The sequence below is a fragment of the Pseudomonas sp. Tri1 genome, from assembly GCF_017968885.1.
Taxonomy (GTDB): Bacteria; Pseudomonadota; Gammaproteobacteria; order Pseudomonadales; family Pseudomonadaceae; genus Aquipseudomonas.
The window spans coordinates 2,988,214-3,004,627 of the sequence record NZ_CP072913.1 but is presented as its reverse complement, the minus strand read 5'-3'; the positions used below and the strand labels follow the sequence as shown (position 1 = coordinate 3,004,627).

Here is a 16,414-nt window from a genome sequence, read left to right as displayed (position 1 = left end):
CTCGCAAGCACACTCAGGGCCGTTGGTATAACAGACTCGCGCGACCACGCCCAAGCACCGCACAGCCCCGTTCCTCGCCGTTGTCCCTGCTTCCCATGACAGACATCCCCCACTGGATGCTCTAATTTTTTCTCACTTTGTGAAGGGACTTCAGGCGCCCGCCCGCCACCACCAACGTCCTTCCTCACGGCTATTGATCCGCCGACTGGCAGTCGCCCAGGCCTCCACACACCGCTGCCTTTCGAACGGAGACAAAACCTCAATTGATTCTGCAAGCAGGTGCTCCGATATGGATTCGTCGACCGATATGTCGCTCTCGCAAGATTGCGTGTCCCATGAGCTGGCCTCAGTCCAGCAGGGCATCTGGCTGGACCAGATCGCGCACCCAGACCTGCCCTACTACAACATCGGCATGTCCCTGGAGATCAGGGGTGAGATCAACATCCCATTGTTCGAGAAAGCCATCGAGCTGGTCGCCAACCGTCACGATGCCCTGCGCCTGAGCTTCAGCCATGAGGGCGGCATCGGCCGCCAACGAGTCATCCCCGAGGTCAAGGTAAACCTGCAAGTGGTGGAGTTCTCCGAGGAGCAGGCTGCCGCCGGCCTGGCCATGGAGTACCTGCGCGACGCGTTCCGCCAGCCGTTCGAATCGCTGACCGGGCAGCTCTGGGAGGCGCGCATGGTCCGTTGCGGCCCGAACCTCCATTACTGGCTCAACCGCTACCACCACCTGGTCACCGACGGCATTGGCGTGGCGCTGATCGGCCACGCCGTGGGCGCGGCCTACAACGGCCTGCTGGCCGGCAATGACGAAGTCGCCCAGGGGCATTCCTACCTGTCGTTCCTGGAAGATGACCGGGCTTACCTTGCCTCGTCCCGCTACGAGCGCGACCGCCAGTTCTGGCAGGAAACCTACGCGCAAATGCCGCCATCGCTATTGCAACGCCGCGCTGACTTCAAGACCGGCCAGGCCAATGCACTGGCGCCCAGCGCCCAGGTGCAGGCGATGCTTCCCCGAGCGCTGTACAACGCCCTGACACAATTCGCCAGCGAACGCAGCCTGTCGGTCGCCCATGTGCTGATCAGCGTGGTGGCCACCTATTTCTGCCGCACCGTGGGGGTCGATGAAATCGTCATCGGCATGCCCGTGCATAACCGCACCACCGCCCGTACCAAAGAAACCGCGGGCATGTTTTCCTCGGTCAGCCCGATCCGCCTGCCCGTCGACTTCGATGCTTCGCTGCTGGACCTGATGCACACTGCCGGTGGGCAGCTGCGCCGCTGCTACCGTCATCAGCGCTTCCCCATCGCCGAGCTCAACCGCAGCCTGCGCCTGGCACAGAGCGGACGTCGGCAGCTGTTCGACATCTCCTTGTCGTTCGAAAGCCTGGACGGCGACGATCAGTTCGGCGGCACTTCATCCACCGTCATCACCATGGATAACGGTTACGAACAGACGCCCATGGCGATCTTCGTGCGCGACTACCATCCGTTCGAAGACGTCCATCTGGACTTCAACTTCAACACTGCCTATTTCAGTCTGGAAGAAGCCCGACTCCTGCAACAGCGCATGCTCTCGATGCTCGAAGCGGTGCTGGAGCGCCATGACACCGCCGTGGGTCATTACCCGCTCATGAGCCAGGCCGAGCGGCAACGTCTGCAAGTCGAATTCAACGCCACGGCCCGCGACTATCCGCAGGACGTGTTGATCCACCAGTTGTTCGAACAGCAAGCCGAGCAGCGCCCGGCTGCCTGTGCCGTGCGCGACGAGAGCGGTCCCCTGCTCAGTTACGGCCAACTCAATCGCCAGGCCAACCGGCTCGCCCATCGCCTGATCGAACTGGGTGTGGAGCCGGATGACCGGGTGGCCGTGAGCCTCAGACGCGGGCCGGAAATGGTCGTCGCCCTGCTGGGCATTCTCAAGGCTGGGGGCGCCTACGTGCCCATCGACCCGGACCTGCCGAGCGCCCGCCAGGCATTCATGCTTGGCGACAGTGCCCCGCGAGCCGTGCTGACCAGCCAGGCACTGCTGGCCCAGTTGCCGCCGTTGGATGTTCCGCTGCTGGCACTCGATGGCAACGAAGATCAAGGTCAACTGGCCGCTCAGCCCGAACATGACCCGGCCCCGCAAGCCCTGGGCCTGACACCCCGGCACCTGGCCTACGTGCTCTACACCTCAGGCTCCACCGGCAACCCCAAGGGCGTGATGAATGAACACCTCGGGGTGGTCAACCGCCTGCTGTGGGCCCGCGACCAATACGGTGTCGATGCCAGCGACCGGGTGCTGCAAAAGACTCCGTTCGGATTTGACGTGTCGGTCTGGGAGTTTTTCCTACCGTTGCTCGCCGGCGCCGAGCTGGTCATGGCTCGTCCGGGCGGCCACCAGGAGCCGGATTACCTGGCCCGATTGATGCGCCAGGCTGGCATCACGCTGCTGCACTTCGTACCGTCGATGCTCGACCTGTTCCTCGAACACCATGACAGGCAGGACTTCCCTGCCCTGCGCCGCGTGCTGTGCAGCGGCGAAGCCCTGCCTCGCGGCCTGCAACGGCGCTTCGAACAACAACTGGCGGGGGTCGAGCTGCACAATCTCTATGGCCCGACCGAAGCGGCCATTGACGTCACCGCCTGGCAGTGCCGGCCCAGTGACCCCGGCGAAAGCGTGCCCATCGGCAAGCCGATCGCCAACATCCAGATGCATGTCCTCGATGCCCGGGGCGAACCCCAACCGTTGGGCATCGCCGGGGAGCTGCACATCGGCGGCATCGGCGTCGCCCGAGGCTACCTGAACCAAGCGGAACTGAGCGCCGAACGCTTCATCGCCGACCCGTTCAGCCAAGAACCCAACGCACGCCTGTACAAGACTGGCGACCTTGGCCGCTGGCTGGCCAACGGTGCATTGGAGTACCTGGGACGCAACGACTTCCAGGTTAAAATCCGCGGCCTGCGCATCGAGATTGGCGAAGTCGAAGCGGCCCTGGCCCTGTGCCCCGGCGTTCGCGAAGTGGTGGTCATTGCTCGGGAAGACCATCCTGGGCAACCGGACAGCAAACGCCTGGTTGCCTACGTCTGCGGTGAGCCGGTGCCGGCCGAGCAACTGCGTGGCGCCCTGCTCAAGCACCTGCCCGAATACATGGTGCCCAGCGCCTTCGTGCACCTGGACGCCCTGCCCCTCACCGCCAACGGCAAGCTCGACCGCCGCGCCCTGCCCGCGCCCGGCCTGGAATCCCTGGCGAGCAAAACCTACGAAGCGCCCCAGGGCGACACCGAACTCGCCATTGCCGAGATCTGGAAAAACCTGCTTGGCCTGGATCAGGTCGGCCGTCACGACGGCTTCCTCGAACTCGGCGGCCATTCGCTGCTGACCGTGCAGCTGCAGGCGCGCCTGCACCAGGACCTCGGTGTCGAGATCGACCTGCGTACCCTCTTCGCCCAGACCTCGTTGAGTGAACTGGCCCAACAGGTGGAACAGGCCGGCCAGTCCCAGGTCCAGCCGATTGCCGTGGTGTCCCGCGACCAGCCCTTGCCGCTGTCCCTGGCCCAACAACGCCTGTGGTTCCTCGATCAACTGGACCACGCCGCCAGCGTCGCCTATCACATGCCCGCCGCCCTGCACCTGCGCGGCCAGCTGGATCGCCACGCCTTGCAGCGCGCCCTGGACCGCATCGTCGCCCGCCACGAAAGCCTGCGCACCACCTTCGAACGCCATGATGGCGAGGTCCGCCAGCGCTTCGCCGCCGCCGACATCGGCTTCGCCTTGCAGGAACACGACCTGCAAGCCCTCGACGCCGAGGCCCGGCAAGCGGCCGTCGAGCAACTGACCCTGGCCGAAGCCCGCGATGCCTTTGACCTGAGCCAGGGGCCACTGATTCGTGGCCGCCTGCTGCGCCTGGATGCCGACGAACACATCCTGCTGGTGACCCAGCACCACATCGTCTCCGACGGTTGGTCGGTGGCGGTGTTGATCGGTGAATTCAACGCGCTCTATGCCGCGTTCAGCCAGGGTCTCGACGATCCACTGCCGGCCCTGGCCCTGCAATACGCCGACTATGCCGCCTGGCAACAGCAACACTTGCAAGGTGAACGCCTGCACGCCCAGGTCGGCTTCTGGAAGGAACACCTCAGCGGCGCCCCGGCGCTGCTGGAACTGCCCAGCGACCATAACCGCCCGCAAGTGCAAAGCTACCAGGGTGCCGCGCTGGCCCTGAAACTGCCCGCAGCACTCAGCACTCGCCTGCGCCGCTTCAGCCAGCAACAGGGCCTGACGCCGTTCATGACCCTGCTCGGCGCCTGGTCGATCCTGCTTTCGCGCCTGAGCAACCAACCGCAAGTAGTGGTCGGCACCCCGGTGGCCAACCGTCCACGCCAGGAAACCGAGGCGCTGATCGGCTTCTTCGTCAACACCCTGGCCCTGCGCATCGACGTCCAGGCCCACAGCCGTGTCGACCAGTTGCTGGCGCAGATCAAGGCCACCACCCTCGACGCCTACAGCCATCAGGACCTGCCGTTCGAACAGGTGGTCGAAGTCCTGCAACCGGAACGCAGCCTGGGCCACAGCCCGCTGTTCCAGGCCATGCTGGTGCTGGGCAATACCCCGCGCGACCAGGCTTTGGAACTGCCAGGCTTGAGCCTGACCCCGCTGCCACAACCTACCGGCACCACACAGTTCGACGTGAGTTTGTCGCTCAATGACGATGGCGAAACCATCAGCGGCCAGTTCGAATACGCCACCGATCTGTTCGCTGAAAGCACCATTGCCCGTTGGGGCCAGCATTTGCTGCACCTGCTCGACGCGATGCTCGACGATGCCCACCAAGCGCTGGCAACCCTGCCGTTGCTGGACAACCAGCAACGCCGGCAACTGCTCGGTGGCTTCAATCAGACCCATGCCCCGTTTCCCGAGGGCAGGCTGGTGCATGAGTGGTTCGAACAACAGGTGCTGGATCGCCCCCGCGCCATCGCTGTCCAGGCTGAAAACAGCCGCCTCAGCTATGGCGAACTCAATGCCCGGGCCAATCGTATCGCTCACCGCTTGATCGCCGCCGGCCTGCGCCCGGATGAACGCGTGGCGCTGCTGGTGGAACGCAGCCCCGAGATGATCATTGGTATCCTCGCCATCCTCAAGGCCGGCGGCGCCTATGTGCCGCTGGACCCGAACTATCCGCAGGATCGCCTGCAGCACATGCTCAGCGACAGCTCGCCGCGGGTATTACTGAGCCAAGGCAACCTGGCCGGACAACTGCCACCGCTGCCGATTGCGCAACTGTCTCTGGACGATCCAGCCGCTGGCGATGAACGCAACCCGCGGGTCGAAGGCTTGACCTCCCGGCACCTGGCCTACGTCATGTACACCTCAGGCTCCACCGGCAAGCCAAAGGGGGTGATGCTCGAACACCGTTCGGTGTGCAACCAGATCGGCGCCCTGCAAGAGCGTTATGGCCTCAACCCGGAAGACCGCATCCTGCAGTTTGCCACCATGACCTTCGACATGTCGGTTGAAGAGATTTTCGGGGCGTTGCTGTCCGGTGCCACCCTGGTTCTGCGCAGCGATGCCTGGATTGCCGGGACTGCGGCCTTCGCCGCACTGTGCGAACAACATGCGATCAGCGTCGCCAACCTGCCGACCGTGTTCTGGCAGCAGGTCAGCCGCGACCTGCATGTACCGCTGCCCACCTCGCTGCGTCAGTTCATGATCGGTGGCGAAGCGGTGGGTAAACAGGCCGTGACCCAGTGGTTCGCCCGGGCCGGTCATCGCCCGGCGCTGTTCAATGCCTACGGCCCGACCGAAGCCACCGTGAACGCCTCGATCCGCCTGATGGAAAGCGACCACGACGACTTCCGCTCGATCGGCAAACCGGTACGCAACACTCAGCTGCACGTGCTCGATGCCAGCGGCAACCTCGTCCCACTGGGGGTCGCCGGAGAAATTCACATTGGCGGTGTCGGTGTCGCGCGCGGTTACCTCAATCGCCAGGAGCTGACCGCCGAACGCTTCATTGCCGACCCGTTCAGCACCGACCCGGACGCGCGCCTGTACAAGACCGGCGACCTTGGCCGCTGGCTGGCCGATGGCACTCTCCAGTACCTGGGGCGCAACGACGATCAGGTGAAGATCCGCGGTTTCCGTGTGGAGCTGGGCGAGATCGAAGCCATCCTCGCCGGCTGCGCCGGTGTGCGTGAAGCAGTGGTGGTGGCTCAGGAAAGCAGACCGGGCCAATCGGACAGCAAGCGCTTGATCGCCTACCTGTGCGGTGAATCGGTCCCCGTGGAACAACTACGCACCGCCTTGTTGGCGGCGCTGCCTGAATACATGGTGCCCAGCGCCTTTGTGCATCTCGAAGCCCTGCCACTGACGCCCAACGGCAAACTCGACCGCCGCGCCCTGCCCGCACCGGGCCAGGAAGCATTCGCCAGCCGGGCCTACGAGGCACCGCGGGGCGAGGTCGAGCAGATCGTCGCGACCGTCTGGCAGGATCTGCTGGGCATCGAGAAAGTCGGCCGGCATGACCGCTTCTTCGAACTCGGCGGGCATTCGCTGCTGGCGGTGAGCCTGATCGACCGCTTGCGCCAGCACGGCCTCAGCGCCACGGTGCGCACCGTGTTCACCGCGCCCAGCGTACGGGAGATGGCCCAGGCCCTGAGCCGCAGCGAGGAAGTCTTGTTCCTGGCCCCGGCCAACCGGATTCCGGCCGACTGCACGGCGTTGACGCCGGACATGCTGCCCCTGGTGGAACTGACCTCGACCCAGCTCGAACGTATCGTCAGCGCCGTGCCTGGCGGTGCCGCGAACATCCAGGACATCTACCCGCTGGCGCCACTGCAGCAAGGCATCCTGTTCCATCATTTGCTCGGGCATGAAGGCGACGCCTATCTGGTGCGCTCGATGATCGAGTTCGACGACCGCCAGCGCCTCGATGCCTTTGTCGCGGCCCTGCAAGTGGTCATTGACCGCCACGACATCCTGCGCAGCGCCGTACATTGGGTCGGCCAGCCGCAAGCGGTGCAGGTGGTGCAACGTCGGGCCGAGCTACCGGTCCAGCCCATCACCCTGACGGCCGATGAGGATCCGCGCGCGCAACTGGAGCGTTTGAGCGATCCACGACACCTGCGCCTGGATTTGCAACAGGCACCGCTGATGCGCGCCTGCATCGCCCAGGACCCGCATTCCCAACGCTGGTGGCTGGCCCTGCTGGACCACCACATGATCAGCGACCACGTGTCCCTGGGCATCGTGCTCGAGGAAATCCAGACCCTGATGCAGGGCCAGGGTGCCAACCTGCCCACACCCATGCCGTATCGGGAGTTCGTCGCGCAGATTCTCGCCACCCCGCCCCAGGCCCACGAAGCCTATTTCGCCGGGCGCCTGGCCAGTGTCGATGAGCCGACGGCCCCATTCGGCGTGCTGGATGTCCAGGGCGACGGTGCCCAGGTGGTGGAAACCAGCGTGCGTCTCGACCCGGCCCTGAGCCTGCGGATCCGCGCGCAATCGCGCACGGCCGGGGTGACGCCGGCGGTACTGTTTCATCTGGCCTGGGCCCAGGTGCTCGCGCGTTGCACCGGGCGTGATGACGTGGTGTTCGGCACCGTGGTCGCCGGACGCCTGCAAGGTTCGCTGGGCGCCGACCGGGCCCTTGGCGTGTTCATCAACACCCTGCCAGTACGGGTGCGATTGGCCGGGCTCAGTGTCAGCGCGCTGGTGGACGAAACCTATCGCGACCTCAGCGAACTGCTCGCCCACGAACAGGCCTCTCTGGCCCTGGCCCAGCGTTGCAGCGGCGTTGGCGCGGGCCTGCCGCTGTTCACCACCTTGCTCAACTACCGCCATCAGACCGACGGCGGCTCGTTGGCCAACGCAAACCAGGTCCTGGCCTGGGACGGTGTGCGCTTCCTCAGCAACGAAGCCCGCACCAACTATCCGATCGAAGTGGCCGTGGCGGATGAAGGCGACGACTTCTCCCTGACCGCCCAATCCATCACTGGCATCGACCCGCAACGCATCGCCGCCTACCTCGGCCAAGCCGTGGCCGCCCTGGTGGAAGCCCTTGAACAGACCCCTGAACGCCTCGCCAGCGACCTGAAAGTGCTGCCTGAAACCGAGCGGCAATTGCTGCTGGGCGACTTCAACCACACCGCCAGCGATTTCGGGCCTGCACAGCCGATCCACACCCTGTTCGAAACCCAGGTCCAGGCCAATCCCGAGGCCGTGGCCCTGGTTTGCGAGAACCAGCAACTGAGCTACCGCCAGCTCAACCGCCGCGCCAACCACCTGGCCCGGCAATTACTCGAACTCGGTGTCCAACCCGATCAACGCGTGGCGATCTGTGCCGAGCGCAGCCTGGACATGATCGTCGGCCTGCTGGGTGTGCTCAAGGCCGGCGCCGCCTACGTGCCGATCGACCCGGCCCATCCTGCCGAGCGCATGGCGTTCATGCTGCAGGACAGCCAGCCACGGGCCTTGTTGAGCCAATCGGCCCTCAGCCTGCCGTCCGGCGAGCTGCCGCTGTTGTTGCTCGACACGGTTGATTCGTTGCAGGCTGCGAGCAATCCAGCCTTCGATGGCAACCCGCAAGTGCCAGGCCTGACCGCCGAGCACCTGGCCTACGTGATCTACACCTCCGGTTCCACCGGCCAGTCCAAGGGCGTGATGGTCGAGCACCGTTCGGTGTTCAACTTCTGGCAGGTGCTGACCCGCACCACCCACCGGCATTGCCCAACACCGGCCACCGTGGCGCTGAATGCCGGGTTCTTCTTCGACATGTCGATCAAGGGCATCTCGCAGCTGTTCTCCGGCCACCGCCTGGTGATCATCCCGCAACTGATCCGCGCCAGCGGCCACGAGCTGCTGGACTTCCTCGAACAGCATCAGGTGCATGCCTTCGACTCCACGCCGTCGCAGCTCGACACCCTGCTCGCCGCCGGCCTGCTGGAACGCCAGAGCTATCAGCCGGTGAGCGTGCTGCTCGGTGGCGAGGCGATCAACGCCGCGACCTGGGAGAAACTGCGCAACTGCCCGAGCATTCGCTTCTACAACATGTACGGCCCGACCGAATGCACGGTGGACGCCACCATCGACCTGATCCGCGACCTCGGCGAACGGCCGAGTATTGGCCGGCCGATTGCCAACGTCCAGGTGCACGTGCTCGACGCCCGGGGCGAACCGACGCCGCTGGGCGTGGCCGGCGAGCTGCACATCGGCGGTGCCGGTGTGGCGCGCGGTTACCTGAACCGCCCGGAGCTGAGCGCCGAACGGTTCATCGCCGATCCGTTCAGCACTGAACCGAACGCACGCCTGTACAAGACCGGTGACCTTGGCCGCTGGTTGGCCGATGGCACGCTGGAGTACCTGGGGCGTAATGACTTCCAGGTGAAGATCCGTGGCTTCCGCATCGAATTGGGTGAGATTGAAAACCTGTTGCGGGGCTGCGCCGGTGTCACCGACGCCGTCGTGATCGCCCGGGACGATAATCGCCTGGTGGCGTACCTGTGCGGCGAACCGGTCAGTGCCGAACAACTGCGCAGCACCCTGCTCAAGCACCTGCCCGAATACATGGTGCCCAGCGCCTTCGTGCACCTGGACGCCCTGCCCCTCACCGCCAATGGCAAGCTCGACCGTCGCGCCCTGCCCGCGCCCGGCCTGGAATCCCTGGCGAGCAAAACCTACGAGGCGCCCCAGGGCGACACCGAACTCGCCATTGCCGAGATCTGGAAAAACCTGCTTGGCCTGGATCAGGTCGGTCGTCACGACGGCTTCCTCGAACTCGGCGGTCACTCGCTGCTGACCGTGCAGCTGCAAGCGCGCCTGCACCAGGACCTCGGTGTCGAGATCGACCTGCGTACCCTCTTCGCCCAGACCTCGTTGAGTGAACTGGCCCAACAGGTGGAACAGGCCGGCCAGTCCCAGGTCCAGCCGATTGCCGTGGTGTCCCGCGACCAGCCCTTGCCGCTGTCCCTGGCCCAACAACGCTTGTGGTTCCTCGATCAACTGGACCACGCCGCCAGCGTCGCCTATCACATGCCCGCCGCCCTGCACCTGCGCGGCCAGCTGGATCGCCACGCCTTGCAGCGCGCCCTGGACCGCATCGTCGCCCGCCACGAAAGCCTGCGCACCACCTTCGAATGCCATGACGGCGAGGTCCGCCAGCGCTTCGCCGCCGCCGACATCGGCTTCGCCTTGCAGGAACACGACCTGCAAGCCCTCGACGCCGAGGCCCGGCAAGCGGCCGTCGAGCAACTGACCCAGGCCGAAGCCCGCGATGCCTTTGACCTGAGCCAGGGGCCACTGATTCGTGGCCGCCTGCTGCGCCTGGACGCCGACGAACACATCCTGCTGGTGACCCAGCACCACATCGTCTCCGACGGTTGGTCGGTGGCGGTGTTGATCGGTGAATTCAACGCGCTCTATGCCGCCTTCAGCCAGGATCTCGACGATCCACTGCCGGCCCTGGCCCTGCAATACGCCGACTATGCCGCCTGGCAACAGCAACACTTGCAAGGTGAACGCCTGCACGCCCAGGTCGGCTTCTGGAAGGAACACCTCAGCGGTGCCCCGGCGCTGCTGGAACTGCCCAGTGACCATAACCGCCCGCAAGTGCAAAGCTACCAGGGTGCCGCGCTGGCCCTGCAACTGCCCGCAGCACTCAGCACTCGCCTGCGCCGCTTCAGCCAGCAACAGGGCCTGACGCCGTTCATGACCCTGCTCGGCGCCTGGTCGATCCTGCTTTCGCGCCTGAGCAACCAACCGCAAGTGGTGGTCGGCACCCCGGTGGCCAACCGTCCACGCCAGGAAACCGAGGCGCTGATCGGCTTCTTCGTCAACACCCTGGCCCTGCGCATCGACGTCCAGGCCCACAGCCGTGTCGACCAGTTGCTGACGCAGATCAAGGCCACCACCCTCGACGCCTACAGCCATCAGGACCTGCCGTTCGAACAGGTGGTCGAAGTCCTGCAACCGGAACGCAGCCTGGGCCACAGCCCGCTGTTCCAGGCCATGCTGGTGCTGGGCAATACCCCGCGCGACCAGGCTTTGGAGTTGCCAGGGCTGAGCCTGACCCCGCTGCCACAACCTACCGGCACCACGCAGTTCGACGTGAGCTTGTCGCTCAATGACGATGGCGAAACCATCAGCGGCCAGTTCGAATACGCCACCGACCTGTTCGACGAAAGCACCATTGCCCGTTGGGGCCAGCATTTGCTGCACCTGCTCGACGCGATGCTCGACGATGCCAACCAAGCGCTGGCAACCCTGCCGTTGCTGGATGACTCGCAGCGCCAACAACTGCTGGAAACCTTCAACCCGGCCAGTGTCGCTTTGGACGAAAGCCCAAGCCGTTTCCCGCACGTGGTGTTCGAAGCACAGGCGAGCCGCACCCCGGACGCCGTGGCGCTGGTCTGCGCAGGACAAACCCTGAGCTACGCCGAACTCAATGCCCAGGCCAACCGCGTCGCCCACACGCTGATCGCCCTGGGCGTGCAACCCGACGACACCGTCGGCCTCTGCGCCCGCCGCAGTGCGCAAATGGTCATTGGCCTGCTGGGCATCCTCAAGGCCGGTGCGGCCTATGTGCCGCTCGATCCGCAGTACCCGGCGCAACGTCTGGCCCATATGCTGGGCGACAGCAAGCCACGAGCCCTGGTTCGCCAGCAAGGCCTGGACGAATTGCCGCTGCCCCAAGGCCTGGCGACGCTGGAGCTGGGCAGCGCGGCGCTGCTGCAAGCCCCTGCTCACAACCCCCAAGTAACAGCGCTGGGCTTCGGTCACCTGGCCTACGTGATCTACACTTCCGGCTCCACCGGCTTGCCCAAAGGCGTGATGGTCGAACATCGCGGCCTGCGCAACCTGCTGGACTGGTACCTCGAAGACCTGGCGTTCGATGCTGGCGATGCCGTGCTGCTCGCGTCCTCCTACAACTTCGACCTGACCCAGAAAAACATCCTCGCGCCACTGCTGGTCGGCGCCACGCTGCACCTGGCCGAAGAACCCTTCAACCCCGGCGCCATCGTCGCGCAGATCGCCGACGCCGGCATCACGCACCTCAACATGTCGCCCAGCGCCTTCCACGCGCTGGTGGACGCCGACCATCAACAAGCCCTTGCCTGTCTGAAACGGGTGGTGTTGGGCGGTGAGCCGATCCAGCTCGCCATGCTGGAAAAACTCCCTCTGCCACGGCCAACGGTGATCAACAGCTACGGGCCGACCGAGTGCAGTGACGTGGTCGCCTGGTACACCGCTGATAGCGATCTCGAGACCTACCGGCACCAGTCGATTCCGATTGGCCGACCGATCCGCAACATGCAATTGCATGTACTGGACAGCCATGGGCAGTTGCTGCCGGTGGGCGTACCCGGTGAGATCCACATCGGCGGTATCGGGGTCGCGCGCGGCTACCTCAACCTGCCGCAGCTCAGCGCCGAGCGCTTTATCGCCGACCCGTTCTATGGCAAGGCCGACGCGCGGCTGTACAAGACCGGCGACATCGGTCGCTGGTTGCCGGACGGCACGTTGCAGTACCTGGGCCGTAACGACGATCAGGTGAAGGTCCGCGGCCTGCGTGTCGAACTGGGGGAAATCGAAGCCGCCCTCGCTGCTCTCGCGGGGGTTCGCGAAGCGGCGGTCGTTGCCCGCGATCACCAGTCCGGCAAACGCCTGGTGGCCTACCTGTGCGGCGAACCGGCCGCTGCCGGACAATTGCGCGCCGAACTGCTCAGTCGCCTGCCCGAACACATGGTGCCCAGCGCCTTCGTGGTGCTGGACGCATTGCCGCTTACCCCCAACGGCAAGCTCGACCGCCGCGCCCTGCCCGAACCGGATCAGGATGCCTACGCCAGCCGCGCCTACGAGGCACCTGAAGGACGTGTGGAACAGATCCTGGCCGATATCTGGCAAGCCTTGCTGGGGATCGAGCGCATTGGTCGTCACGACGGCTTCTTTGAACTGGGCGGCCACTCGCTGATGGCCGTCAGCCTGATCGAACGCTTGCGCGAACAAGGCCTGAACGCCAACGTGCGCATGGTTTTCAGCGCCCCGAGCCTGCGGGAGCTGGCCCTGGCCCTGACGACCACCACAAGCTCGGTTTTCCAGGCTCCGGCCAATCGCATTCCGGACACTTGCCTGGCACTGACACCGCAGATGTTGCCGCTGGTGGAGCTGACCTCGGCTCAGCTCGAACACATCGTCGCTGCCGTGCCCGGGGGTGCGCAGAATATCCAGGACATCTACCCCCTGGCACCACTGCAACAAGGCATCCTGTTCCATCATTTGCTCGGGCATGAAGGCGACGCCTATCTGGTGCGCTCGATGCTCGAGTTCGACAACCGCCAGCGCCTCGACGCCTTCATCGCCGCCTTGCAACAGGTGATCGACCGCCACGATATCCTGCGCACCTGCGTGCATTGGGACGGTTTGCCCCAACCGGTGCAGGTTGTACAGCGCCAGGCGCGGTTGCCGGTGCACAGCGTTTCCCTCGACGGCCACATGGACCCGCGCAGCCAGCTCGAAGCCTTGAGCGACCCACGGCAACTGCGCCTGGATCTGCGCCAGGCGCCGCTGATGCGTGCCTGCATCGCCCAGGATCCGCACTCCGAACGCTGGCTGCTGGCGCTGCTCAACCACCACATGGCCAGCGACCATGTGACCCTGGAAATCGTCCTGGAAGAAATCCACGCGATCCTCCATGGACAAAGCGACAGCCTGGCGGCACCACAGCCCTATCGCGACTTCATTGCCCAGGCCCAGGCCATCCCGGCCGAAGTTCACGAAGCTTACTTCACCCGCCGGCTGGCGGATGTCGATGCCCCCACCGCACCCTTCGATCTGTTGGAAGTGCAAGGCGACGGCAGCCATATCGAAGAAGCCAGCGTGCAGTTGGGCGTCGAGCTCAACCTGCGCATCCGCGCCCAGGCCCGGGAGCGAGGCATCACTCCGGCGACGCTGTTCCACGTTGCCTGGGCCCAGGTCCTGGCCCGCTGCACCGGTCGCGAGGATGTGGTATTCGGTACGGTGGTCGCCGGGCGCCTGCAAGGCTCGGCCGGTGCCGAACGGGCCTTGGGCGTGTTCATCAACACCCTGCCGGTGCGCCTGCAGCTAAACGCCGGGGCCAATGAACAGGTCCTGGCCACCCACCGCGACCTGATCGAGCTGCTGGACCACGAACAGGCCTCCCTGGCCCTGGCGCAGCGTTGCAGTGGCGTACCCAACGCCTTGCCGCTGTTCACCACGCTGCTCAACTATCGCCACCAGCGCGACGACAGCCAGCTGCACTGGCCGGGCATGCGCATCCTCGACAGTGCCGAGCGGACCAATTACCCCTTGACCCTGTCGGTCAACGACTATGGCGATGCCTTGGGCCTGACCGTGCAAAGTGTGCAGGGGGTTGACCCGCAGCGCATCTGCGCCTTGATGCAACGGGCGCTGGAGCAACTGACCCAGGCCCTGATGTACACGCCACAGATCCCACTCACGCAACTGGACGTGCTGCCTGCCCAGGAGCGCACCCTACTGCTGGAAACCTTTAACCAGACCGAGGTGAACTACCCGACGCACCTGTGCATTCAACAGCTGTTCGAAGCGCAGGTGCGCCGCACGCCGAACGCCTGTGCCCTGCTCGACAGCCGACAATCGCTCAGTTACGCCGAGCTCAATGCCCAAGCCAACGCTCTGGCGCACCAGCTGATCGCGGCTGGGGTCCAACCGGGGGATCTGGTGGCCATCTGTGTCGAACGCAGCGTGGCGATGATCAGTGGCCTGCTGGGGATTCTCAAGGCCGGAGGCGCCTACGTGCCGCTGGATCCGAGCTACCCGACCGAGCGCCTGGCCTCGATTATCGAGGACGCCAGGCCGCGCCTGTTGCTGGCCGATCCGGTCGGTCGCGCGGCCGTGGGCACACTGCAGGAGGGCACTCGCTACCTGGCCATCGAACGGGCGCTGGCGGTGCGTTCGAGCAGCCAGGACCCACAATGGGATGCCCAGGGCCTGACCCCGGCGCACCTGGCCTATGTGATCTACACCTCGGGCTCCACCGGCAGACCCAAGGGAGTGATGATCGAGCACCGTAACCTGGTGGCCTCGACGCTGGCCCGCGGCACGGTGTATGGGCCGGCAACCGACAAGCGCTTCCTGCTGTTGTCGTCGATTGCCTTCGACAGTTCCGTGGCCGGGGTCTTCGGCACCCTGGTCGGTGGCGGCACCTTGTGCATCCCGGATACCGAGACTGCCCGGGATCCCGACGCCATCGCCCGGTTCATTGGCGAACAGGCCATCACCTCGCTGCTGTGCGTGCCGTCCCTGGGACGCCTGGTGCTGACGAGCCTGGCCAGCGGTAACGGTCATGGCCTCCTGCAAGAAATGATCGTCGCCGGCGAAGCCTGTCCCGCGCAGTTGGTGCAGGCGTGTGCCGGGCTGGAACCTGAGATCACTCTGTACAACGAGTACGGCCCCACCGAAGCCACCGTATGGACCACGGTGCATCGCTGTACCGCCCAGGACCGGGGCACGGTGCCCATCGGGCGGGCGATCCCCAACAGTCGCCTGTACGTGCTGGACGAACAGCGCGAGCCGGTGCCACTCGGCGTGCCGGGCGAATTGTACGTAGGCGGCGCGGGGGTGGCGCGAGGCTACCTGGATCGGGCGTCACTGAACGCCGAACACTTCCTCAACGACCCGTTCGGCCCAGGCGACGCGCCACGGATGTACCGCACCGGCGACCTGGTGCGCATGCGCGCCGATGGGGTGCTCGAGTTCCTCGGACGCAACGACCAACAGGTCAAGATCCGTGGTTTCCGTATCGAACCCGGTGAGATCGAAGCCCTCATGCTGACCCTGCCTGGGGTCCGCGAGGCGGCAGTTATCGCCCGCGAAGACACACCAGGGGCGATGCGTCTGGTGGCCTACCTGAGTGTCGAACCGCACCTGGCCGGCCGCAATGCCAGCAGCACGCTGCGGCCTTACCTGACCTCGCAGCTACCGGACTACATGGTCCCCGCCGCGTTCGTGGTGGTCGAGCAACTGCCGCTGAGCCCCAACGGCAAGCTGGACCGCCGCGCCCTGCCCGCTCCCCGCAGCGAAGACTTTGCCTATCGCCAGTACGAAGCGCCCAACGGTGAAACCGAAACGTTGCTGGCGCAGATCTGGGCCGACCTGCTGGGCCTGGAACGGATCGGCCGGCACGACGACTTCTTCGAACTCGGCGGCCACTCACTGTTGGCGGTGCAGGTCACGCTGCGGGCGCGAGAAACCTTCGGTGTCGAAGTGCCGCTCAGAGGATTGTTCGAACACCCCTCGCTGCTGGCCCTGGCCGACCTGATCAACACCCTGCAACTGGCGCAGTACGAGTCGGATGAATTGCTCGACCTGCAACAAGAAATGGCTTCGCTGTCTGAAAGCGAACTGCTCGCTATCGTCTCCAAGGATGCTGAATAA

At 65.3% G+C, this 16,414-nt stretch carries 1 protein-coding gene; it reads left to right on the top strand.

The annotated features are described in order from the left end of the window. The first annotated feature begins 289 nt into the window (after positions 1–289). Positions 290–16,414 (top strand): non-ribosomal peptide synthetase, encoded by a 16,125-nt coding sequence (locus tag J9870_RS13180; RefSeq protein ID WP_210644671.1) that lies wholly within the window; start codon positions 290–292, stop codon positions 16,412–16,414.